At 43.9% G+C, this 23,991-nt stretch carries 16 protein-coding genes; 8 read left to right on the top strand and 8 right to left on the bottom strand.

Annotated elements, in window-relative coordinates; genetic code table 11:
• Positions 1-2 precede the first annotated feature (2 nt).
• The 4 genes from GO495_RS28230 to GO495_RS28215 all read right to left on the bottom strand — a co-directional run bounded on the left by GO495_RS28230 (position 3) and on the right by GO495_RS28215 (position 4,822).
• Positions 3-680, bottom strand: a complete 678-nt coding sequence (locus GO495_RS28230) for a murein L,D-transpeptidase catalytic domain family protein (protein WP_240915356.1) — start codon at positions 678-680, stop codon at positions 3-5.
• Positions 681-1,003: 323 nt separating this feature from the next.
• On the bottom strand, positions 1,004-2,050 hold the full coding sequence (locus GO495_RS28225; protein WP_157303301.1) for an agmatine deiminase family protein: 1,047 nt from the start codon (positions 2,048-2,050) through the stop codon (positions 1,004-1,006).
• Positions 2,050-2,925, bottom strand: coding sequence for a carbon-nitrogen hydrolase (locus GO495_RS28220; RefSeq protein WP_157303300.1), 876 nt, complete (start codon positions 2,923-2,925; stop codon positions 2,050-2,052). The genes GO495_RS28225 and GO495_RS28220 overlap by 1 nt, the downstream gene beginning before the upstream one ends.
• A 52-nt stretch (positions 2,926-2,977) precedes the next feature.
• A complete protein-coding gene (locus tag GO495_RS28215; protein WP_157303299.1) occupies positions 2,978-4,822 on the bottom strand; it encodes an LA_2272 family surface repeat-containing protein in 1,845 nt (614 codons plus the stop codon).
• Between the two features lie 106 nt (positions 4,823-4,928).
• Between GO495_RS28215 and GO495_RS28210 the strand changes: the two genes are divergently transcribed.
• The 5 genes from GO495_RS28210 (at position 4,929) to GO495_RS28190 (ending at position 14,890) form a co-directional block, all read left to right on the top strand.
• Entirely contained in the window at positions 4,929-5,990 is a 1,062-nt protein-coding gene (locus GO495_RS28210; RefSeq protein WP_157303298.1) for a DUF5074 domain-containing protein, read from the top strand.
• Positions 5,991-6,271: 281 nt separating this feature from the next.
• Complete coding sequence (locus GO495_RS28205; RefSeq protein WP_157303297.1) at positions 6,272-9,403, top strand: SusC/RagA family TonB-linked outer membrane protein; 3,132 nt, start codon at positions 6,272-6,274, stop codon at positions 9,401-9,403.
• Between the two features lie 12 nt (positions 9,404-9,415).
• Positions 9,416-10,903: a RagB/SusD family nutrient uptake outer membrane protein gene (locus tag GO495_RS28200; protein ID WP_157303296.1), complete on the top strand. Its 1,488-nt coding sequence runs from the start codon at positions 9,416-9,418 to the stop codon at positions 10,901-10,903.
• Between the two features lie 11 nt (positions 10,904-10,914).
• Complete coding sequence (locus tag GO495_RS28195; RefSeq protein WP_157303295.1) at positions 10,915-13,662, top strand: glycoside hydrolase family 78 protein; 2,748 nt, start codon at positions 10,915-10,917, stop codon at positions 13,660-13,662.
• Between the two features lie 127 nt (positions 13,663-13,789).
• Complete coding sequence (locus tag GO495_RS28190) at positions 13,790-14,890, top strand: family 20 glycosylhydrolase (protein ID WP_157303294.1); 1,101 nt, start codon at positions 13,790-13,792, stop codon at positions 14,888-14,890.
• A gap of 59 nt (positions 14,891-14,949) precedes the next feature.
• On the opposite strand, the gene GO495_RS28185 is transcribed toward GO495_RS28190, so the two are convergent.
• Positions 14,950-16,053, bottom strand: coding sequence for a fatty acid desaturase family protein (locus tag GO495_RS28185; protein WP_157303293.1), 1,104 nt, complete (start codon positions 16,051-16,053; stop codon positions 14,950-14,952).
• A 280-nt stretch (positions 16,054-16,333) separates the two neighbouring features.
• On the opposite strand from GO495_RS28185, the gene GO495_RS28180 reads away from it, so the two are divergent.
• On the top strand, positions 16,334-16,537 hold the full coding sequence (locus GO495_RS28180; protein ID WP_089787941.1) for a cold-shock protein: 204 nt from the start codon (positions 16,334-16,336) through the stop codon (positions 16,535-16,537).
• Between the two features lie 89 nt (positions 16,538-16,626).
• Positions 16,627-17,703: an NADPH dehydrogenase NamA gene (gene namA / locus GO495_RS28175; RefSeq protein ID WP_157303292.1), complete on the top strand. Its 1,077-nt coding sequence runs from the start codon at positions 16,627-16,629 to the stop codon at positions 17,701-17,703.
• A gap of 115 nt (positions 17,704-17,818) precedes the next feature.
• On the opposite strand, the gene GO495_RS28170 is transcribed toward namA, so the two are convergent.
• From GO495_RS28170 to GO495_RS28160, 3 genes are all read right to left on the bottom strand, one after another.
• Positions 17,819-18,271 (bottom strand): polymer-forming cytoskeletal protein, encoded by a 453-nt coding sequence (locus GO495_RS28170; RefSeq protein ID WP_157303291.1) that lies wholly within the window; start codon positions 18,269-18,271, stop codon positions 17,819-17,821.
• A gap of 1 nt (position 18,272) precedes the next feature.
• Complete coding sequence (locus GO495_RS28165; RefSeq protein ID WP_157303290.1) at positions 18,273-19,328, bottom strand: ParM/StbA family protein; 1,056 nt, start codon at positions 19,326-19,328, stop codon at positions 18,273-18,275.
• A gap of 350 nt (positions 19,329-19,678) precedes the next feature.
• On the bottom strand, positions 19,679-22,276 hold the full coding sequence (locus tag GO495_RS28160) for a M1 family metallopeptidase (protein WP_170302735.1): 2,598 nt from the start codon (positions 22,274-22,276) through the stop codon (positions 19,679-19,681).
• A 146-nt stretch (positions 22,277-22,422) separates the two neighbouring features.
• Here GO495_RS28160 and GO495_RS28155 point away from each other — a divergent pair, with 146 nt between their 5' ends.
• Positions 22,423-23,973, top strand: a complete 1,551-nt coding sequence (locus tag GO495_RS28155) for a hypothetical protein (protein WP_157303289.1) — start codon at positions 22,423-22,425, stop codon at positions 23,971-23,973.
• Positions 23,974-23,991: the final 18 nt, after the last annotated feature.

Raw genomic sequence — 23,991 nt, 5'->3', positions numbered from 1 at the left:
TGTTAAGCAACCGTACTATCAGCTTCTAACATTTTTGAATGAGCCTGATAATATTTATCAGGACTGTACAGGAAAAGACAGGTACCATTCCTGATCCGCTCAATGATCATCTTATGTACCTTTTCCGGAATAGCCGGGCAACCAAGGCTGCGGCCGATATATCCCTGCAGGCTGACTAACTTATCATTTACATAAGCAGCGCTGTGCATAACGATACCGCGACTTAACGCATTATCATTAATACCTTCTTCCTCTCCCTGTAAACGAAGGGAATACCCATGTTCACCTCTGTAGGTTTCTCCTGTTACATAAAATCCCAGGCTGCTCTTAAAACTCTCAGGAGCATTGGAAAATTCTGTAGCGACTGCGGTACCGGAATTACGACCATGCGATACCAGTGTATTAAATAACACTTTACCATTTTTAAGGTCTATCACAAAAAGTCGTTTCCTGCTGGACGGCAGGCTGAAATCTACAATAGAGATCAGATCTGTGGTGGTCAGTTTACCGGCTGCCTGCAATCTTTCCATGCCTTTAATGGCATAGCGGAATGCTTCTTTAGACAATCCCAGCGAATCCAGGTGGAGGTTTGCATACATCATCATAGCGCTACCTGCAGCTTTTGCAGTAGGTATTAATGTTGTTTTGTTTCCAACAGAGGAATCAAATGAACTGAACATGACAACGGAAAAAAGCCCTGCGGCTAGAGTTAGCTTAGTAATTTTCTTAAACACTGGTCTCTTCATCAATGGCACAAGTTAGGTATATCAATAAATATCAGCCTCTCTACCTGGCTGTTTTGCTATCTCTAAGATAACACCTAATATCCTAACAAAATATATAAGCCCTGTTTTTAAGCTCTGCCGTTAAGCTTTTTTTAACAATACTATAACAGATCAGGTCAAAATATAATAAAAAAACATCAGGTAATTAAAAAATCCCGGTAATCAGGGACTACCGGGATAATGAATTATGTATAACTGAATTCAGTGATATTTGCTATTCAGACAGCAGGTTCCTGCTGACTAAGGCAATGGAAACTGCCCAGGCCCCAGATGATTTCTGTAGAATCTATGCCTACAACTTCCCTGTCTTTAAAACATCCTGCAAGGACCTGTAAAGCCTTATCATCATTAGCACAACGATAAGTAGGTACAATTACATGCTTATTGCTGATGTAGAAATTGGCATAAGAAGCAGGCAAACGTTGATCTTCAAAGATCACGGCATCCGGCATGGGTAATTCAATTACGTTCAACTGCCTGCCGTTTAACAGGCGCATCTGCCGTAATTGTTTCAGGTTCTGCTGCAGCAGTTCGTAGTTCTCATCGTTCTTATCAGTTTCTACGACTGTTACTACGGTATCCTCATTCACGAAACGGACCGTATCATCAATATGACCATCTGTATCATCTCCTGCAATACCTTCATCTACCCAAAGGACCTGATCTACTCCATAGAAGTCCTGCAAATAAGTTTCCAGCTGTTCCTTATTCAGATGAGGGTTGCGGTTCTCATTTAACAGGCAGCAGGCAGATGTTAACAGAGTGCCTTTGCCATTGAATTCTACAGATCCGCCTTCCATGATAATACCCGGGTGATATACCGGTAATTTAAAATGGTCCGCGATTAATGTAGGGATGATATCGTCTTTGTCGAAAGGCGGATACTTGCCACCCCAGGCATTATAGTTCCAGTCTACGATGACCTTTTTCTTTTCTGACGGATTGATCAGAAAAGCAGGGCCATGGTCGCGGCACCAGGCATCGTTGGTAGGATGAAGAAAGAATTCTACTTTATCGGGGTTTACACCTGCATTACGTAAATGGGCGATGGCAAATGCTTTCATCGCCTCGTCATTCACATTGATACGTACGATCTCACTTTCTGTCAGGTATTTGATGAACTGGCAGTATTGCGGATAAATGCTGTCTATTTTGCCGGGCCAGCTGGCCTCTTTATGTGGCCAGCTCAACCAGGTAGCCACATGCGGATGGAATTCGGCCGGGAAATAATATCCAAGCTGTTTAAGCGTAGGTTGTCCGTTCATTATGATTCGTCGATATATCTTTTAGTGATAGGAGCGTAGGAGTCTATTCTTCTGTCGCGCATGAACGGCCAGTGTGTACGGTATCTGTCTGTTAAGGCAATATCCAGCTCCTGTACATACACTTCTTCCTTCTCATGAGAAGCCTGGTACATGATGGTACCGAATGGATTGGCGATGAAAGAGCCACCCCAGAATTTCATACGGCCTTCCTGTTCGAATCCTACACGGTTGACGCTTACTACGTGCAGACCGTTGGCAACAGCATGACTGCGTTGTATCGTCTGCCAGGCGTTATACTGCTCTACGTTGGTCGCTTCGTCCTGTGAAGTAGCCCAGCCGATAGCAGTAGGATAAAAGAGGATTTCCGCACCCATGAGGGCGGTGATCCTGGATGCTTCAGGATACCACTGGTCCCAGCAGATCAGTACACCGATGGTAGCGAATTTGGTTTTGAAGACTTTATAGCCCAGATCTCCCGGGGTGAAGTAGAATTTCTCGTAATAAGCCGGATCGTCCGGGATATGCATTTTGCGGTACTTACCAAGGTAAGCGCCATCTGCATCCAGTACTGCTGTAGTATTGTGGTATAATCCCTGTGCTCTTTTTTCAAAAAGGGAAGCGATGATCACTACCCCCAGTTCTGCCGCTACTTTCTGTAAGGAGTCTGTAGAGGGGCCGGGGATGGGTTCTGCCAGGGAGAAATTATCATAATTTTCCTCGTCACAGAAATACAGGGACGTAAATAATTCCTGCAGGCAAACGATCTGCGCACCTTTGGCGGCGGCTTCCCGTATCTGCTGACCGGCTTTGGAGAGATTCTCCGCTTTATCACCGGTACAGCTCATTTGCACAAAACCTACTTTTACTTTAGACATAGTATTCAATTTTAGCAATCCTCCAAAGAGGGGTGCAAAGGTATCAAATAATCTAGAAAAACCCGATGCCTGCATGCCAGCCAAACCACCCTGATGCATTATCTCCCATCTTAAAAGCGTTGTACCGGCCCGGTAAGGCAGCTTTATATCCCGCCACAGGCATGGCGCCCGCTTCATGGGAACTGATCGTAAAGGATGGGCCGGCAAACAGGGTGATGTTTTTAGCCAGCTTTATATTTAACACAGGCTGAAAGCGGTTCAGCGATTCCTGGTATTTCCAGCTGCCCAGGTATACTGACTGAGAAATAAATTCTGCCTCAATACTCATTTTCTGATTAAGCCGGAAACTGTGTCCCAATCCAAACCCAAAGGAATAGGCTTTTTCTTCGTTATTCAGGCTGGCGCCTGCCAGGAAAATAGTATATAGCTTACGGTTACCCGATTTCCAGGCAAGGTTGATATCCAGCATTTCATCACTGTATATATCCAGCCGGTGATAACCGTCCTTCATCACCAGATTGAATAATCCTATACTATATCCATCAGAAGAATCAGCAATGTTAACCAGTCCTACCTGTACACCTTTCAGCTTTTTAGCATAGTTGAAAATACCGGCAGCCTGTATACCTTCTACCGGCCCTCTGGCTATATTCCCTATACCAGCGGCGTGGAACCCATTGAACCCTTTCGTATAATTGAATATGCCGGCCAGCTGTACACCCTCCATATTTCCCCTCACCAGATTCCCTACGCCGGAGGCCTGAAATCCGCTGATGTATTTAGTATCGTTAAGAATGCCTGCCAGCTCTGCTCCCCGGATGCTGTCCTCGCTGATATTCGCTATACCGGAGGCTTGCATTCCTTCAATATTTCCTTTTACATGGTTTACAATACCACTTAGTTGTACGCCTTCAAAGCCTCCCCGGACCACATTGCTGATGCCTGATGCCTGCAGCCCTTTCATTGAATCCAGCACATGATTATGCAAGCCGGCGAATTGTACGCCTTCGAGCTTACCTCCCACGATATTGAAAACCCCGGCAGCCTGTACATACTTCACGTCCTTCTGATCAATATTGAAGATCCCCGCCATTTCCACGCCGTTCAGTCCTGCGGTATAGCCCCCGATCATATTCAGGGAAAATTTATTGACCACCTGTGAGCCTAACTTTCCATGTGTACCTAAACTGGGTACGATAGAGTACTGATAAGGCTGTTTTGTGAAAAACTCACGGAGGTTCAAACTCTGTACCCGCTGACGGGAAGAAAGGAAGAAATGCCCCAGCCAGGTTTGTTCCACATGAGAATACTGGTTTACATCTACTATGGATAACATGATGGGATTAGACGGTTTGATACTGGCCTTCATCTCCTGATCATGCTTGCTGATGATGATCATGGCAGTATCCTTATAAAGGTCTTTACTGACCGTGATAGCCGTTATCTGATCTTTTTCCCGCAGCCTGATACGGAAGAACCCCTGCTCGTTGGTCATGGTGGATATCAGCTGCATGCGCTCGTAGATAGTAGCGTTGCTGACTGGTTTTCCGGTGATTGCATCGGTGATATACCCGCTTACAGAGTACCATTTGTCTTTACCTATGCGCTGAAGGATCAGCTGGTTACCGATTTCCTTGTACTGGCAGGAGCCCTGGAATATTATGTCCAGTACCTGTTTCACCGTTTTATGAGAAACATTGACAGACACCAGGCTATCATCCCTGATAAAATCCTTTATATAAGAAAAATGGAAATTACCCTCACTGCTAATGTTATCCAGTACGGTCGCCAGTGGCTGTTGGGTTACATTTACAGAAACCGTTTTATTCAGTATGCTTTGGGCATAGCTACCGTGAATGATAAAGAGTAGCGGTACAAACAGAAATAATTGCTTCAACTGAACTGTTTTGAATTTTCGGCAAGATACTATAGTATTTTTCTTTTTGGATATTTAATAGTCATACTGTAGGTTTGTGCCCCATCTTCATTAAAATTTCATATATATGTATAGAAAATTGCCCCGGTTGTTATTGGTATTTTTTGTGATGATCGCAGTATCCTGTGGTAAGGATGAAACCGAAACGGTATCTAAAGGCAAATATGATAATGGTTTTTTCCTGGTAAATGAAGGGAGCTATAACAATACTTCAGGGAATGTACACTTTTACAGTTACACCAATGATTCTCTTTACCTGAATGCATACACTACTGAAAATCCCGGTAAAACATTAGGTACAACTACACAGGTGCTGGAATTCGCGACCATCTTCAATGATAAATTATTTCTTGTTGTAAACCTGGGCGGACCAATAGTCGTTACAGATGCCTATACACTCAAAGAAGCCGGTCGTATTAACAGTCTACCCAATGGAGATATGGCACATGCTTTTGTAGGCGTGGACGCATCAAGAGGTTTGCTGAGCACCACCGCAGGTATTTATCCTGTTAACATTTCTGCGCTGACAGTGGGCAGTAAAATAACCGGAATAAATGAAGGCGTAGGGGATATGATCAAAGCAGGTAATTATATTTTTGTTCTCTCCGAAACGCAAGGTATCATTGCTTTAAACAGCAGTGATTATAGCATTGCCAAAACTATAGGCGCAGCAAAAACAGGTTTTGCCATTGGAAAAGACGGAGATGTGTGGGCTGCTACTGCTAACGCCCTGTTGAAGATTAATCCGGGAACACTGAAAGTAGATACGATCAATACCACCTTTGATATTTATTACAACCCATATACTTATAACAGTGGTTCTATCGTAGCTTCTACCACAGAAAATGCGGTATATGTAACTTCTGACTATAATACGGTATATAAATATGTAGCAGGTAATAGTGCATCTATTACAGCGCCATATATTACAATACCCGCCAATCATTTCTTTTTTGGTAAGGGGATTGCCTATAATCCGCAGAAGAATACACTGATGCTGAGTACTACGGATAATATCTATGGAGGCGCTATCAATACCATGTATTCTTATAATGCATCTACAGGTGTACAGGCGGGTTCATTTATTTATAATGGCAATTATTATCCTGCTATGACTGTTTTGCATTAATATTTTTCTACCATGTTTGAGGTGCCGGTCTTTGTACCGGCACTTTTTTTATACCCAATAAGATAGTGTAGGATAGTTGCCCTGAGTATTTGTACTAATTTAATTTTTGTTCGCACGTTTATTTGAGTCATTCCATAATAGTTCCACGTATGTCATTATCATAAACGGCATTCATAGCCAATTCTTTTAGTAATTATTATTTGCAGTGGATTTTGTTCCGGGTCTTGTACCGGGCAGAGATACTCATGCCAATTTTTTAATGTTTATAATCTATTCCCGTTATGTACAAACATTTAATCTGTAGTCCGCTATGGCGGCGATTTTCCATTCAATGCAGCCTCTTGCTGTTATTATGCTGTTTCCAGGCAATTGCACAACAAAAAATGACAATTACAGGCGCTGTCAGCGATTCTGCTGAAGGCCCGCTGGCTGGCGTAGTAGTACAGGTAGTAGGTAAGTCTGTAGGCACACAAACCAATGCCGGCGGGCAATATACTTTACAGGCTGCTCCCGGTGATGTGCTAAGCTTTCGGTTCCTGGGTTATGATGAAAAAAGAGTAACAGTGGGAACTGCTTCCGCTATTAATATACGGTTGCAATCTTCCACTTCAGGATTGAATGAAGTAGTGGTGATAGGATATGGTTCCCAGCAGAAAAAAGACATGACAGGCGCCATCACCAGCATCAACGCCAGGCAACTGCAGGATTTACCCACAGCGGGCCTGGACCAGAAACTGGCAGGGCAGGTACCTGGTGTACAGGTAGGCGCCGTTTCCGGAACACCTGGTGGTGGCGCTTCTATTAAGATCCGCGGATCGGGTTCTATAGGAGCAGGCAGTGATCCGTTGTATGTAGTAGATGGTTTTCCGCTGTCCGGTAGTTTTGATCAGCAGGCAAGTCCGCTGAACGTCATTAACCCGGATGATATTGAAACGATGACCGTGCTGAAAGATGCCTCCTCTACAGCTATTTATGGTTCAAGGGGAGCGAATGGGGTAGTAGTGATTACAACCAAACATGGCCAGAAAGGCGCACCCAGGATAACGTTGAATACCTATACAGGTTTTCAGCAGGTACCGGATAAGGGCAAACCAAAGATGCTGAATGCACGTGAGTTTGCTCAGTTCAGGAAAGACATTATCGCAGATGATTTTGCATCACGCGGATTAACGGCTACCGATGCTGATATTCCCGCAGATTACAGACATCCTGAACAATATGGAGAAGGCACCAACTGGTATAATACCGTGTTGCATACTGCCCCTCAGCATAATACTTCTCTTGGTGTAAGCGGAGGGTCTGATAATACAAAGTATAACTTCTCCTTTGGTTATTTTGACCAGGATGGGGTATTACGTTATACTGATTACAAAAGGTATACGGTAAGAGCAAATATTGAAAGTAAAATAGGCCGCAAAGTAAAGATAGGTATAGACCTGGCGCCTACTTACAGTCAGCAGCATGTAAATGATTTCGAGAACGGATTTACGGACGTACTGACCCGTAGTCTGTGGTTAAGTCCGCTGATACCCGTTACAGACAGTACCGGAAAACGTACCCCTTACATTGCTTCTAACGGAATGTTCAGCGCCGCTAATCCCTTGAATTCACTACAGTATGGTGCTACCAAAGTGACCGGCTTCTCCGGTTTAGGTGGTGTATACGGAGAGTATGAAATCATAGACGGATTAAAGTTCCGGGGTAGTTTTAATGTGAATTATGGCAACGGATCTTCTTTTGTTTTTAACCCCTCAATCTTAGGTGGTGTGAACAATCCTCCTCCCAGCGTTCCTAACTCTTCCCAAACCAAAACAAATAGGCTAAACTGGTTATCCGAGATGTTACTGACCTATGATAAAAAGCTGGGAAAAGATCATGCGCTTAATGTAGTATTAGGATATACCGCACAGAAAGAAAGAATGGATTTTTTACAGATCGACGCTACTAATTACCCGGATGACCTGATTCAGCCAATCAATGCAGCGGCTACTATTCCAACTTATAACCAGGATGTACAGGAGTGGGCGATACTTTCTTACCTGGGTAGGATCAACTATTCTTATAAAGGTAAATACCTGCTGACGGGTACAGTACGTTCTGATGGATCTTCCCGTTTTGGTACCAACAACCGCTTTGGTACATTCCCTTCCGGTGCGTTTGCATGGCGGGCATCTGAAGAAGAATTCCTGAAGCACGTTTCCTGGCTGAGTGATCTGAAACTGAGAGTGAGTTATGGTCTTTCCGGTAATTATAATATCGGTAACTATACGTACGTGTCTAACATCAATTCCACCAACTATGTATTTGGTGGTGGTGTAGCCAGCGGCCGTAGCAGCTCTAACCTGAGGAATCCTGATCTTACCTGGGAAGAATCTTCTCAACTGGATGCAGGTATCGATGCCGGCTTCTTTGGTGGAAGGCTAAATGTAACGGCAGATTATTACAGGCGTATCACCAGAGGGATGTTGTATAACTCAGAAATTCCCTTATCCTCTGGTTATAGCAATGTAATTATCAACTCCGGTAAAATAGAAAATCATGGGTTTGAGTTTGGTATCAATACAGATAATTTATCCGGAGATTTAAAATGGACAACCAACGCCAACATCGCCTTTAACCGGAATAAAGTACTGGCCCTGAATGACAAAAATGACCCTATTTACAGTGGCAGAAGCGGAGAAGGTTCTTATACACATATCACGGAAGTAGGCAAGCCTATAGGGCTGTTCTATGGCTATAAAGTACTGGGTGTATATAAAGATCAGGCCGACTTTGACAAATCGCCCAGGAATGTAACATCAGTAGTGGGTTCTATCAAGTATAAGGATGTTGATGGAAATGGTGTAATAGAACCAGTGAACGATTTCGAGATCATCGGTGATCCTACTCCTAAATTCATCTGGGGATTAACCAACCATTTTAATTATAAGAGTTTTGATCTGGGAGTAGTGCTGGTTGGTTCACAGGGCGGACAGATCATGAAAACATCCAAACAATACTTACAGAACATAGACGGCATCTTTAACGTAGACCGTAGTGTCTTAAACCGCTGGCGCTCTCCTGAGCATCCGGGAGACGGACAAACGCCTACTACAAATGGTGCCAGGGTGATATACCGCGATGTGAATTCCTCCTGGATAGAGAGTGGCTCTTTCATGCGGATACAGAATATTGCACTGGGGTATAACTTCGCCAAACGCCTGCTGGAGCATACTAAATTTATCAGTACTGCCCGCTTGTATGCGAGTGTACAGAACCTGGCTACGTTCACAAAGTACAGTGGCGCCAATCCTGAAGTAAGTCGTAAATCTCCTTCAGGAAATGCGTCCAATGTAGGATTGACACCGGGAGAGGACTTTACCAACTATCCGCTGGCACGTACATATACACTGGGCATTAATCTGTCATTCTAAAATTTAAGACTCATGAAAATCAAATATATTCTTATTCCCGTACTGGCAGGTTTGCTTGCCGGCGGTTGTAAAAAAAGTTTCCTGGACCTGAACCCGGAAACCAGCATTAACGGAAGTACTTTTTATAAAACAGAAACAGAGATACAACAGGCGGTGAATGGCGCTTACAGCATACTGCAACCACTGGCTAATGAAAGCTACTGGATCTTCGGAGAGATGCGGTCTGATAATACCTGGTTCCAGTATAATACTGCAGACAGGGGGCGAGAGCAGTGGGAATTCGTAGATGAGTTCCTGGTGCCTGCTACTGCTGAATGTATCAGTAATTTCTGGAAGAACAGTTATATCGGCATCTCCCGCAGTAATGATGTGCTGGATAATATTCCCAATGTAACCGGATGGACAGATGCTGCGCGTGATCAGTACAAGGGAGAAGCGGAATTCTTACGCGCTTTTCATTACTTTAATCTGGTAAGACAGTTTGGTGGTGTACCATTAAGGCTCACATCCACCCAGTCTCCTGATGCTGCATTATCTAAAGGTCGGGCAACAGTGGATGAGGTGTATGCTGCTATTATTGCCGACCTCAAAGATGCGGCGGACAAACTGCCTGCTTCTTATTCCGGGACGAATGTAGGCAGGGCTACCAAAGGGGCTGCCAGCACTTTACTGGCTAAAGTGTATATGACACAAAAGAATTTTACGGATGCACTTACAGCGTTGCGTAAGGTACAGGGACTGGGTTATTCCCTGTTACCAAATTATGCAGATATTTTTGATCCAAATAAGAAAAATGGTGCAGAATCTATCTTCGAGATTCAGTATCTTGGTTCTCAGACAGGTCTCTATAGTACTTTCATGTACATCTTCGCGCCCTATACATCGGGCAGTTATGTTACAGGTGATAGTAAAACATCTATTCACGGAAGTGGCTCCGGCTGGAATATTCCTACGCAGGATATGATTGATTCCTATGAAGCAGGGGACAAGCGTAAAGATATTTCTATGGGTACAGGGTATAAAGATGCTGATAGCAATTTCGTGGCCATACCCTACGTCAAAAAGTATAACCACGGCTTTACAGATGTAGGACGTACCAATGATAACTTCCCGGTAATGCGTTATGCAGATGTAATGCTGATGATTGCAGAATGCCTCAATGAGCAGGCTTTTGCAGCTGGTGGCGAAGCCTTCACCTTGCTGAATGACGTAAGGGCAAGAGCCGGACTGGGACCTAAAACAGGAGTTACCAGTCAGGATGCTTTCCGCGACGCCATATTCCAGGAAAGGAAAGTGGAGCTGGCGTTTGAAAGCCATCGCTGGTACGATCTTGTAAGGTCAGGTAAAGCGGTAGAGGTAATGAATGCACATGGAGTAAAGCAAAAGGCTTTAAGTACACTGATCCCTGCCAACGGATACCAGATAACGCCTAATAAGTTGCTGCTGCCCATTCCACAAACCGATGTAAACCTTGATAATCTGACTCAGAACCCGCAATAAAATCCAATATCATGATTAAACGAATTATTCTCTTTTCCTTGTCGGTGGCATTACTCAGTGCCTGTACGCAAACCGGAAGGAATTCTCTCAGTAATTTGAAATGCGAATACCGCACGGATCCGATGGGTATTGATGTACCTGCAACCAGACTTAGCTGGGAAATTGAAAGTAACAGCAGAGGCGTTATACAACAAGCCTACCAGATCATCGCTTCTTCTTCAGAAGAAAAACTGGGGAAAGATGAAGGCGATTTATGGAGCACTGGAAAAGTAAGTTCTGATAAATCCATTGATGTGAAGTATGGCGGTACGCCATTGGCAAGTGGCGCAACCTGTTACTGGAAAGTAAAAGTATGGACCAGCGATGGTAAGGAAACCAAGTGGAGTGCTCCTGCCAAATGGAGCGCAGGATTGTTACAGAAAAGCGACTGGCAGGCTAAATGGATAGGATTTGATTCTGCTTTTGCATGGGAGAAAGCAAAAGCAACAGATACGTTCACCAGTCTTTCTGCACGCTATTTACGCAAGGATTTCAGTGTGGTTAAGAAGATCAAAAAAGCGACTGCTTATATCAGTGGATTAGGATTGTATGAGTTGTACATTAACGGTGAGAAAGTAGGCAATGATGTACTGGCTCCTGGTCCTTCGGAATATAACAAACGGGTGTTTTATAATACGTTTGACGTTACGTCCCAACTGAAAGAAGGTGCAAATACAGTAGGTGTGATACTGGGTAATGGCCGTTATTTTTATATGCGCGGTAATGCTCCCGGATTATCACAGTATACGCATTATGGATATCCGAAGTTAATCAGTCAGATCAATATTACTTATGAGGATGGTACTGAAGATAAAGTGGTTTCAGATGGCAGCTGGAAGTTGACCGGAGACGGGCCTATTGTTGCCAACAGCGAATATGACGGAGAGGATTATGATGCCCGTAAAGAGCTGACAGGATGGAATAAACCCGGTTATGACGCCGGTAAATGGATACCCGCACAACTGGTGACGCAAACCTCGCAACTGGTGACACAGCCTGACAATGGTATTAAAGTGATGGATACCGTAAAGGCGATGCATATTACGGAGATCAAGCCTGGTGTGTTTATTTATGATATGGGGCAGAACTTTGTAGGATGGGTACATCTGAAAGTAAAGGGTACTAAGGGCAATAAAGTATCGATGCGTTTTGCGGAACGCCTGAAGGATGACAGTACCTTGTATATCGCTAATCTGCGTAGCGCCAGAGTAACGGATAACTATATACTGAAAGGTGAAGGAGAAGAGAACTGGGAGCCACGTTTTACCTATCATGGTTTCCGTTATGTAGAAGTAACAGGTTACCCTGGTAAGCCATCTCTGGCTGATATTGAGGGCCGTGTAGTGTATGATGATATGGAAACCAGCGGTCAATTCGAAAGCTCTAATGCTGTGCTGAACCAGATTTACAGGAATGCATACTGGGGCATCCGTAGTAATTACCGGGGTATGCCCACTGACTGTCCTCAGCGTGATGAACGTATGGGATGGCTGGGAGACCGTGCAGCAGGAGCAAGAGGGGAGAGCTTCATCTTCAACAACCATAGCATGTATGCCAAGTGGTTGCAGGATATTGAGGATGCACAATCACCGGAAGGAAGTATACCCGACGTAGCACCTACTTACTGGAAAATATACTCCGATAATATGACCTGGCCAGCGGCCTATCTCACCATTGCCAATTTACTGTATGAGCAGTATGGGGATGATCAGCCTATCCGTCAGCATTATGCTTCTATGCAGAAATGGATGAACTATATGAAAGGGAAGTATATGAAGGATGATATCCTGACCAAGGATACTTATGGCGACTGGTGCGTACCTCCTGAATCTCCTGAGCTGATCCACTCAAAGGACTCTACGAGAAGAACTGCCGGAGATTTTCTGGGTACTGCATTTTATTACCATATGCTGACGCTGATGGACCGTTTTGCGACTATCGTAGGAGATAATACGGCTGATTATAAAGCACAGGAAGAGCGTATCAGAACGGCGTTCAATAACAAGTTCCTGCATGACGGATATTATGCGAATAATACGCCTACGGCGAATATCTTTTCTTTAGCGTATAAACTGGCGCCTGCCGAAGTAAAGGATTCCGTGTTCCAGCATATTGTACGTAAGACACTTGGCGTTTATAACGGGCATATCAGCACTGGCCTTGTAGGCGCTGAATGGCTGATGCGAACCTTGTCTGATAATGGAAGAGGGGATATTGCTTACCAGCTGGCGACCAATACCACCTATCCAAGCTGGGGTTATATGGCGCAACATGGCGCTACTACTATCTGGGAATTATGGAACGGGAATACGGCAGATCCGTCAATGAATTCCGGTAATCACGTGATGCTGCTGGGGGACCTTGTGGTATGGTATTATGAGTATCTGGGCGGGATTAAACCGGATGCGCCGGCGTATAAGAAGATTATCATGAAGCCTTTGGTAGTGGGTGATTTAACGAAGGTGGATGCAGCGTATCATTCTCCTTATGGATGGATCAACAGTGATTGGAAAGTAGAGGGAAAAACGTTTACGTGGAAGATCAGTATTCCTGTGAATACGCAGGCAGAAGTGTATATTCCTGCTACTTCTGATAAGCAGGTGAAAGAAGGTAATCGTGCTATCAGTGGAGATGATGGTGTAAAGCTACTGAAGACTGAAGGTGGTTTTGCCGTGTATACGGTAGGATCAGGAGATTATGTTTTCTCTTCCCAACAGTAATTAATATTCTCTTTTTGAAAAGGGCTGTCTGTATAAGACGGCCCTTTTCCATTTAACAAATTCTGCTGGCACAAACGATCTTCATTTATTACATTCATGTAGTCTTTTCACGTTTAAAGAAATACCCATGAAAAATGCATGTCTCGTCTCAATTTTCTTATTGTTTTTCAGCACCGTTTTTGCCTCGCCGCCACCAGACAGCATATTGCCTGTAAGAGGGTTCTGTATCGGCGCTCCGCATGCTGCCAGTCTGGATGAATTTATCAAATTCATCAAAGAAGAACTCGCTCCCCGGCAGGTGAATACGCTGATACTGAGAATAGATTATAATTATCAGTATGCCAGTCATCCCGAACTCAGTGAGCAAGGTGCATTATCCAAACAGGATGTTAAGAAGCTGGTGCAGGTTTGTAAGCAGTTTCATATCAACCTGATTCCGCAGGTGAATTTGTTAGGGCATCAGTCCTGGGCATTTCAGACAAATAAATTGTTATCTGTATATCCTCAGTTTGATGAAACTCCCTGGGTAAAGATGCAGGATACGGGAAAATATGTATGGCCTAACGCAGATGGATTGTATTGCAAAAGTTATTGCCCTTTACATCCTGAAGTACATAAAGTGGTATTTGATCTCATAGACGAGATCTGTGATGTGTTTGAGTCAAAAGCGTTTCATGCAGGGATGGATGAAGTGTTTTATATAGGAGAGGATAAATGCCCGCGTTGCGGCGGCCGTGACAAGGCGGAATTGTTTGCCGGAGAGCTGACCCTCCTGCGTAATCATCTGGCTGATAAAGGGCGTAATTTGTGGATCTGGGGAGATAGATTGCTGGATGGTAAATCTACCGGCCTGGGTAGGTGGGAAGCCAGCTTTAATAACACTTACCGGGCTATTGACCTGATACCTAAAGATGTGGTGGTGTGCGACTGGCACTATGATCGTCCTGATAAGACGCCTGTGTATTTTGCTATGAAGGGATTACAGGTGATTACCTGTCCGTGGCGCAAGCCATTGTTTGCACAGCAGCAGCTGAAGGATATGATTTCATTCAGGGAAACGGCTACTCCGGAGATGAAAGACAGGTATCTGGGGATGATGCAAACGGTGTGGTCTGGTCCGGAAGCATTCCTGGATGAGTACTATGGCAGGAAGAAACCGGTAAAGGATACGCTGGAGACTTCTACCAGGTGTTTTAAGGCGTTGTTTGATGATATTAATAAGCTGTAAGTAACTAAAAAGGGCGGTCTCATTCACTGAGACCGCCCTTTTTAAATAAGTTTGATGGCTTAAGCAGATACCGCCAGGGAAGCTGGTTTAGATTCCGGTTTTCTACCTAACTGACGCATGAAGCGGAAGTGAGATCTTACAGCTGCCTGCATAGTAGGCATGCTGTTGTACTGTACACCAAACTCCTTACATTTCGCAGCAACGATCTTGCTGAGAGCAGGGTAGTGTACGTGACTGATACGTGGGAACAGGTGATGTTCCACCTGGTAGTTCAGACCACCAACGAACCATGAAATCATCTTATTATCAGGTGCAAAGTTTGCAGTTGTGTTGATCTGGTGAATAGCCCATTCGTTTTCGATGATGACTGTTTCTTCACCAACTACTTCGAAAGTAGTTTCTTCAACTACGTGAGCCAGCTGGAACACGATCGCCAGGGTAAAGCCTAATACTACGTGCATAGCGGCAAAACCAATTGCCCATGCCTGCCAGCCTACTGCCATTACCGGAATAGCGATATAAAACAGTGCATACAACACTTTACTTGCCCAGAATACAAGATGATCACCTTTGCTCATTGTCTGTAAAGGTGTTCTGTAAATCTTACGGGTCAGGTATTTAGTGAAGTCCATGATGAATACCCATGCAAAAGAAGAGATGGCATATACCAGTACTACATAAATATGCTGAATACGGTGCATTGGCGTCCATGTCTGCGTACTGCACTGGCGCATTAAAGGGCTTTTTGCAATATCTTCGTCCATACCATCTACATTGGTGTAGGTATGGTGAATAACGTTATGTTTCTGTTTCCAGATGAAGGCATTACCACCTAACGCATTCAGTGATAATCCCAGCAGGTTGTTTACTTTGTTATTAGTGGAGTAACTACCATGGCAGGCATCATGCATGACGTTAAATCCGATGGACGCAAGCGTAAAACCCAGGAAAGCACTCAATCCGATACCCAGCAGCGGGGTCATCGGGAATACTAATAAAGCAACGTATGTCAGCGCAGCAGCAGGAAACAATATTAATGTTTTCGAATAGAGTTTCCAGTTACCTGTCTTTTTTATGTTATTTTTAACAAAATAGGACTCCACATCGGCCTTAAGAGATTGAAAGAATAAGGCTTTCTTGTTGTTGAAAATTACTTTCGCCATGATAGATTGAATTGAATTTAGAACGCGAAACAGTTGTTAGGTAGCATAAAAAGTGGCATTAGAAGCTTATTTGAAAGGACACTAGTTATTATACGAATCAAAAAAAATTGCATTCCACTTTGTTATATAGCACAATGTACGTATTACTGCTTATATATACAAATGTTATAAATGTGTTAATGTTAAATTAAATGACAATAACCATTAAAGATTATTTTTATTTGGCGCAGGAATATATAACCCTTACCTTTGACCTTTACAAATTTATAATTTTACACAAATGAACACAAAATTTCAAGGAACTGTAAAGTTCTTTAACGAGACAAAAGGATTTGGTTTTATCAAGCATGATGAATCCAATAAAGAAACTTTTGTACACGTAAACGGTCTTGTACACGAGATCCAGGCAGATGACAAAGTTGAGTTTGAACTGCAGGAAGGTAGGAAAGGTATGAATGCCGTTAACGTTAGACGTATCGACTAAGCTCGCTTTTTCATACACTTAATTAGAAAGGTCCCGGCAAATGCCGGGATCTTTTTTTTGCCTAAATTCGAGATACAAAAAATGGATTTATGGCGGCATTGTTTACTCCCTTACAGATAGGAGCAGTTACACTTAAAAACAGGATTGTTGTATCGCCGATGTGCGAATACAGCGCTGAGAACGGATTTGCCAATAACTGGCATATGGTACACCTGGGCAGCAGAGCGGTAGGTGGGGCCGGATTGATCATCACAGAAGCGGCGGCAGTATCTCCGGAAGGACGCATATCTCCTTCAGACCTTGGGATATGGGATGATGCGCATATCACCAATCTCCGCAACATCACACAATTTATAAAAGAACAGGGCTGCGCAGCAGGTATACAACTGGCACATGCCGGACGTAAATCGAGTACGACCGTACCCTGGAAAGGAAGTAAAGTAATTCCACCTGAAGAAGGCGGCTGGAAAGAAATCTATGCCCCCAGCGCTATTCCTTTCTCAGAACACTATGGTATGCCTGTCGCATTAACCACTGAAGGTATTCACCAGGTAGTGGCCGATTTTAAAGCAGCGGCGAAACGTTCTTTAGAAGCAGGTTTCCAGGTCATAGAGATCCATGCAGCGCATGGCTATCTCATTCATGAGTTTTTATCTCCCTTAAGTAATCATCGTACAGATGAATATGGCGGTAGTTTTGAGAACAGGATCAAAGTATTGCTATCTGTAGTAGCAGCTGTGCGTGAAGTCTGGCCGGCAGATCATCCTTTGTTCGTACGCATTTCAGCTACCGACTGGGCTGATGGCGGATGGAACCTGGAAGAATCTACCAAACTGGCTGCTATCCTGAAAGATAAGGGCGTAGATCTGATTGACTGCTCTTCCGGCGGACTGGCTATTCATCAGAAAATAACAGTAGGTCCTTTGTACCAGACGCCCTTTGCGGAACATATACGTAAGGAAACAGGTATTAAAACCGGTGCTGTAGGTTTGATCACTACTGCCGCAGAGGCCGAGTCTATTATCAGTGAAGGCAAAGCTGACCTGGTAATTATGGCAAGAGAAATGCTGAGGGACCCTTATTTCCCTATACATGCTGCACATGCATTGAAAGATGAGAGTCTAAAGTGGCCGATACAGTACGAAAGAGCTAAACCAAGACATTGATCTGACAGGGCTTCTTCATACCTGAAGCATGGATGAGGCATATTAACCGCGCACTTTTACTATAAGCTAATTGTAATTGTATAGAAAAAGGCTCCAATGGAGCCTTTTTCTATTATTAAAACCAGGTAGTGGTTTTCTCGTCTTCATCAGTAGCGGGAGCAGGATTATTATCTGCTTCGCTTTCAGGATCAAGGGGAATAATCGTTTCAGGATCAGCCACGTTTTTGCGGATGGCGCCTTCAATAACCGCTTCCTCTTCTACCTCAAGGATTAATGCCGTGATATCTCCTTTTATATAAGCTTTGTTACTGATCACAGCTTTATTACTTACAAAAATATCCCCGAACACTCTTCCATAGGCAATCAAATCTGTAGCGTGGATATTACCACGGATGTTCCCGGTTTTACCGATAATAAGCATACCAGTGGTATTTACATCACCGCGCACATTTCCGTCTACACGCCCGGGAAGGGGAGATTCAATAGTACCCTGTACTGATACCTGTTCTGGTATCAGGAACATGCCTTTGCGGAAGGCCTTTCTAAATATTTCAATTATAGCAGACACGTCATAGATTTGGGCCAACAGATGGGGTTCCTTCTTCAAAAACAGAGATAATAGAGGAGGCATTGCCTAGATCAAGCCCTACACTGCGCAGGTGCTTATCATCAGAAATCCTGAGCGAGTTATACAGGTAACCTGCACTCACCAGGTTTTCCGGTTCCGGCGCCACTTCTACGGGGATAAAGTCCCTGAATTCTTCGATGAAACAATCTGTAAGTTCCTTATAATGAGCGCCACCACCCATCAGGTAGATTTTGCTGCAATTTTCATAATCCTGATCACTGAAATAATTGCGCATCAATGGAGACACTACTTCTTTATAGTAATGCGTTAATAAAGCCTTACGTATATCCTTGAGGTCTATCCGCTTACGGTTCGTGAATATAGATCCTTTCATGAAGGCTTCATCCAGCTGATGTTCATTCTTCATATCCAGGTAATACTGTTTGTTCAGTTCACGCGCCAGGTTATTAATCGCATACTTGATACCATGAGAGCTGAAGCAGGTACGGTTAATTAACCCGTCTGCCGTAGCCATACCACCTTCGATGGTACCAAAACCAAAGCTCACAGCGATGAAATTCTCCAGTTTAGGATCATTGACTGTTTTCTTTAAGCCAATAATACCACCTACTATTTCAGGGATTACTTCAAAACGTTCTATATCCAGCATCCCTTTTTTAACGGTGCCTTTATTATTAAAAGTATGAGTATCGTATTCTATGAGGAAGTGACGCTTGGTGAGGAATTGTTCTGCCGCGCTTTTGTAAATATTATAAGTGGAAAAAGGGAATCCCATAGTGATCGACAGTGGTTGCTGTACTTTGTCTAATACATTTACCAGGGCCGCTTTGAAGAGGATTTCATAATCGTCTTCCTGTGGGGTAGCATTCGTGATTCTTCCGGGATTTATACCACCTCTTCTGGCCAGGTTTCCAACAATATACCAGTTCTCATCTTTCTTTATTTTCAAACCATTCAGCAGGTCTTTGGCTGAATTCTCAGTGTTGCCATACGCCGTTTCAAAAACGCTGGGAAAGCTGATGGGTAATACTTTCATGATAGCAGGATTATATGATTAAAATTTATTCTTATTTATCAAGTTAACACTCCAAACCAATCTGATGCTACGAAGGGATCTCCAATCTAATGTCCGGGAGGGTTTCTGCTATTCCCGCACAACAATACCATTAAATATATAAAATAATTTTAAACATAACCAAGCAGAAAATTTATATATTTTTTAAATGTATTGATAATCAATTATATCCTGCATTAATAAATTATTACTAACGATTTCTTGACAACTTTAATTCTCACTACTACCGGCCGCTACAGCGGATTATGCCATGAAAAAAGGGACTGGCATCATTTGCCAGTCCCTCTAACTATATAATGTACTTACTTTAATTATTTAAACTCTTCATCACTAAGACCGCTATTCACTTTGAGGTCTGTCACTTTGAAGTTCAGTTCCTGACCGCTGATGAAGTTCTTAAGAGAATAAGGGAATTTGATACCCGCTACATCTCTGTAATCGCTTGATTCCACAACAGAAGCAACCTGGTCGCCTACATGGGTTTCAGTTTTTACACGGTAACCGGTTTTTACATCATAATACAATACAATGGTTTGTCCGTCGGGAGCTGTAACAGTTACCACGTAACTATCATTACCCGTATCATCTGTAGCAATATCAGGAGATAATGTAAAAGTAGAACCATCAGTCAGGTAGCTGAGTTCAGGTACTATCTGCTGGTTAGCTTTCATTTTCTGCCTTGTCGCAGCGTCTACCGGTACAGCGTTGCCCATCTGAATCATTTTCACGCTATCGCCGCTGATGAGTATTTTGCTGGCATGTGTATCCATCGCAGGGATGAAAACGTCCAGCAGGTATTTATCCGGTGCTTTGAATTTCCTTGTCATCTGGATATCTGTACCCTGTACACTACCGGTAGCAGACATGGACATATCTTTTATCGCTTTCAACTTATCCGCACCGCCAATAGCATTGAGGTAATTGTTGATGACATCTTTAGCAGTCAGGCCCGCTGGTGCTTTCTTGGATTCTCCTGCCCAGGTGTTGTTGGAAGGATCTGCATCGGGGAAAGCTTTCTCAGGGTCTATTACTACTTTAGTGAGCCTGGATGTAGAGTTATGTCTGAAAGTCCAGGTACCGCCACGCTGCCAGATTTCTGCCGGCAGTTTCACTGTATCTGTATTCCCTTTGCTGTCTGTGATAGCCACTACAACAGGTAATGCCAGTTGTTCCAGGTTTTCAATAGTGATCAGAGCACCTTTAGATGCGTCATTGTCTACGTATTTCACCCCTTTCACCGCCTGGTCCAGTTTCCAGTTGTTGAGGAACCAGCCACGCCAGAACCAGCTGAGGTCTTCACCACCTACGTTTTCCATAGTACGGAAGAAGTCCCACGGAGTAGGGTGTTTGAATGCCCAGCGTTTGATATAAGTGCGGAAAGCCAGTTCAAAACGTTCTTTACCAAGGATTTGATCGCGCAGGATCTCCAGCCCCATAGCAGGTTTGTAGTAGGCTGCGATACCAAGGTAGCTGCTCTGGATGACATCCGGAGTAGACATGATCGGGTCTGTACCATAAACAGCGCGGCCCATGTTCTGGTTGATCATCTTCTGGTTAAACTCTCCTTTATTGAAGACTTTACCAGAGCCATGGTTGATGAAAGTATTGAAACCTTCATCCATCCAGGCATATTTCCTTTCGTTGGAACCCACTATCATCGGGAACCAGTTATGACCAAATTCGTGGTCGGTCACGTTCCATAAACCGCCACCTGTGCTTCTGTAAGAACAGAATACGATGCCGGGATATTCCATACCGCCTACGATACCACCTACGTTGGTAGCAACCGGATAGGTATATTCAAACCATTGGTTAGAGTAGATTTCGATACAACCTTTTACGAATTCGGTAGAACGCTGCCAGCCATTGGAAGACATCATGCTTTCTACAGGATATACAGACTGTGCCAGGGCTTTTTTACCACTTGGCAGGTTGATGCGTGCAGCGTCCCAGATGAATGCTTTGGAAGCAGCCCAGGAAACGTCGCGGGCATTCTTACAGGCAAAGTGCCAGGTAAGGTTCCCCTTTTGTTTGGTACCCAGTGCAGCTTCGCTGCTATCGCGGATGTTCACGGTAGTTTCGCTTGTACGCGCTTTCGCCAGGCTTTGTAATTGTTTAGGCGTCAGTACCTGTGCTTCATTCTGCAGCAGGCCGGAACCTACTACGATCAGACCGGCAGGAGCGGTAATGGTGTAGTCAAAGTCGCCATATTCAAGGTAGAACTCTGCAGCGCCCTGGTAAGGGATAGAGTTCCAGCCCAGGATATCGTCGTATACTTCCATACGGGGATACCATTGCGCCACTTCATATACCCAGCCATTGCGGGTCAGCAGGCGGCCCATACGGTCGGTACCTTCCTGCGGAATACTGAAAGCGTATTCTATTTTGATATCCAATGCACCGCCATTAGCTTTTAAAGCCTGTGGCAACTGAATCTGCATACGGGTATCGTTGATGATGTATTTAACTGTTAATGGTTTTCCGTTGCTGATAACACTTACGGACCTGATTTCACTGCCATCAGTGAATTTGCTGGTAGCAAAACGGCCACCATTCACAAAGGAAGTAGCGGTACCGCGGGAATCAGATTTGTATATGTTCTGATCCAGTTGCAGCCAGAGAAAAGGAAGCTCGTCGGGGCTGTTGTTTTTATATTTTATCAAAGCGGAACCGCTTACACGATGTTTAGCGGTATCCAGGGTAACGTTCAGTACGTAATCGGCGTGGTTCTGCCAGTATTTATTTCCTGGCGCTCCGCCGGCACTGCGATATTCGTTACCGTTGGTGGGATAAAAAAGGGGGGCAAATGCTTCATGCTGGTCATATTTTGAGGTAGTTTGCGCTACACCCGCTCCGATGCAGCAGACCCAGAATAAGCAGGATAAAAAGACAATTTTGTTAATATTCATTGCACGTTTGTTTGGAAATGGCCATAAATATAAGAAAAGGCTTAAAACCAAAAAGGAAAAAGGGACGAGAGGGGTGTAAATGAGGCCCAATTGCACACATTTTGAAAAATATTTATACATTTGCGGCCTGAATGACAAGAATCCCTATGAAATACTTCTGTCTGTTTGTTTTGCTGATTTCCACCCACTTATTTGCCCAGGTACCTAAAGTACAGCTTAGTCAGCCGTTTCCCGAGCCAGGAGAAGGCTTCGAAAAGATAGTTTTACTGGATAACGGAAACACCTGCTATCTGCATTTCGACAAGAAACTGGGGATACAGGTAACGATGTATAATCAAAAGCGCGAAGTATCCGCTACTGAAACGGTGACTGGTACCTTATGGGATGCCGGTAATATCAACGATACCGAAGTAGACGGGATTTATGCAATTAACGGGCAGGTGGTGATCTTCCTGCAGCAACTGGTGAAATACAAACCATGTATGTTCAGACTGGTGCTGGATGGGACGAACGGTAAGTTGCTCAGGGAAGATAAACTCGGAGAACTCTCTACTGTATTACACAGGGACGTCTTTATACAGAATAACTTTGCTTCTCACGATTTCTATACCGCCAAAGACCCTCATAGCGGGTATTATGCGGTAGCCATGTTTGGAGGGGGAGAATTACAGCGGAATGAAAATGGCCATGAGAGAATACAGATCTCTCTTTTCTCACCTGATCATCAACTTGTTCAGCAGGCGGCTTATTACCTGCCGGAGTTTCCTTACTACTCCTTTCTGGACATGACGGTACAGGGCGGAGAACGGGTGTTCATCACCACGGCAGCCTTACGTAAAAACAACAGGGATACTGCCAGTTGTGTAGTGGTCTCTTCTCTGAAAACCGGTGACAGCACCTTTACGCATCAGCTGTTACCTTATACGGCTAACTTCTCCGATGTACATGCATCTTTACAATACGTACCAGCTATAAAACGCCTGCAGCTATTGCTGATCAGCAGTAATAAGAATGGTAGATCAACCTTTATGAATTCCCTGGATGCAGGGACTTTACAAGTGTTACATACACAGCCAATGCTGACGCCTGGTCAGCCGCAGTTGTTACTGCCGGCCAGGGATGGCAGCGCCACTTTATTGCTGGAAAGTATGACTGAATTTTCTCAGGGGAATAACCCGAATGCATGGAACAGGATGCATACGAACATGAATGATATCGGCGTGCGTCATATAGATACCGCAGGAGTGGATCAATCCGGTTATTCGCTGGTAAAAATGCAGATAGCTAATGGTGTGTACGAACCTATGTATCTGCAACGCAAACTGAAAGGACAGTGGATATTCCGCAACCGCATCCAGGCATTGAATACTACGCCATATTTATCGTATGAATATTTACCAACCGCTCATGGTACTTATATTCTTTTCAATGATTATCTGCAATATCTTGATCCCGGTGGTTCTTACACAGATAAGAAACCAATGAGGTATCTGACAGAAGCAAATATTGTATGTTACCGTTGTACGGATACAACACAGGAAAGGCTTTTCCTGTTTGGTAATCCTGAAACCTTCAAGGGTTATTATTGCATGCTGGGAGCCTCTGATTATCAGAATGATAAATCCATTTATACAACCATTATGATTACACGGAAAGGGGAGGAGAAAAAGGCATGTATCGCATGGGTAGAGTTTTGATTTTTCCTGTTTAAAGAT

Origin of the sequence: Chitinophaga oryziterrae, from assembly GCF_009758125.1 — a bacterium.
Classification (GTDB): Bacteria; Bacteroidota; Bacteroidia; order Chitinophagales; family Chitinophagaceae; genus Chitinophaga; species Chitinophaga oryziterrae.
This window is presented reverse-complemented; position numbering and strand designations above follow the sequence as displayed.

Excerpts from the sequence above, each read along its gene's own strand:
- GO495_RS28230 (WP_240915356.1), bottom strand. The coding sequence starts at position 680 with ATGTTCAGTTCATTTGATTCCTCTGTTGGAAACAAAACAACATTAATA.
- GO495_RS28225 (WP_157303301.1), bottom strand. The coding sequence starts at position 2,050 with ATGAACGGACAACCTACGCTTAAACAGCTTGGATATTATTTCCCGGCC.
- GO495_RS28220 (WP_157303300.1), bottom strand. The coding sequence starts at position 2,925 with ATGTCTAAAGTAAAAGTAGGTTTTGTGCAAATGAGCTGTACCGGTGAT.
- GO495_RS28210 (WP_157303298.1), top strand. The coding sequence starts at position 4,929 with ATGTATAGAAAATTGCCCCGGTTGTTATTGGTATTTTTTGTGATGATC.
- GO495_RS28205 (WP_157303297.1), top strand. The coding sequence starts at position 6,272 with ATGTACAAACATTTAATCTGTAGTCCGCTATGGCGGCGATTTTCCATT.
- GO495_RS28200 (WP_157303296.1), top strand. The coding sequence starts at position 9,416 with ATGAAAATCAAATATATTCTTATTCCCGTACTGGCAGGTTTGCTTGCC.
- GO495_RS28195 (WP_157303295.1), top strand. The coding sequence starts at position 10,915 with ATGATTAAACGAATTATTCTCTTTTCCTTGTCGGTGGCATTACTCAGT.
- GO495_RS28190 (WP_157303294.1), top strand. The coding sequence starts at position 13,790 with ATGAAAAATGCATGTCTCGTCTCAATTTTCTTATTGTTTTTCAGCACC.
- GO495_RS28185 (WP_157303293.1), bottom strand. The coding sequence starts at position 16,053 with ATGGCGAAAGTAATTTTCAACAACAAGAAAGCCTTATTCTTTCAATCT.
- GO495_RS28180 (WP_089787941.1), top strand. The coding sequence starts at position 16,334 with ATGAACACAAAATTTCAAGGAACTGTAAAGTTCTTTAACGAGACAAAA.
- namA (WP_157303292.1), top strand. The coding sequence starts at position 16,627 with ATGGCGGCATTGTTTACTCCCTTACAGATAGGAGCAGTTACACTTAAA.
- GO495_RS28165 (WP_157303290.1), bottom strand. The coding sequence starts at position 19,328 with ATGAAAGTATTACCCATCAGCTTTCCCAGCGTTTTTGAAACGGCGTAT.
- GO495_RS28160 (WP_170302735.1), bottom strand. The coding sequence starts at position 22,276 with ATGAATATTAACAAAATTGTCTTTTTATCCTGCTTATTCTGGGTCTGC.
- GO495_RS28155 (WP_157303289.1), top strand. The coding sequence starts at position 22,423 with ATGAAATACTTCTGTCTGTTTGTTTTGCTGATTTCCACCCACTTATTT.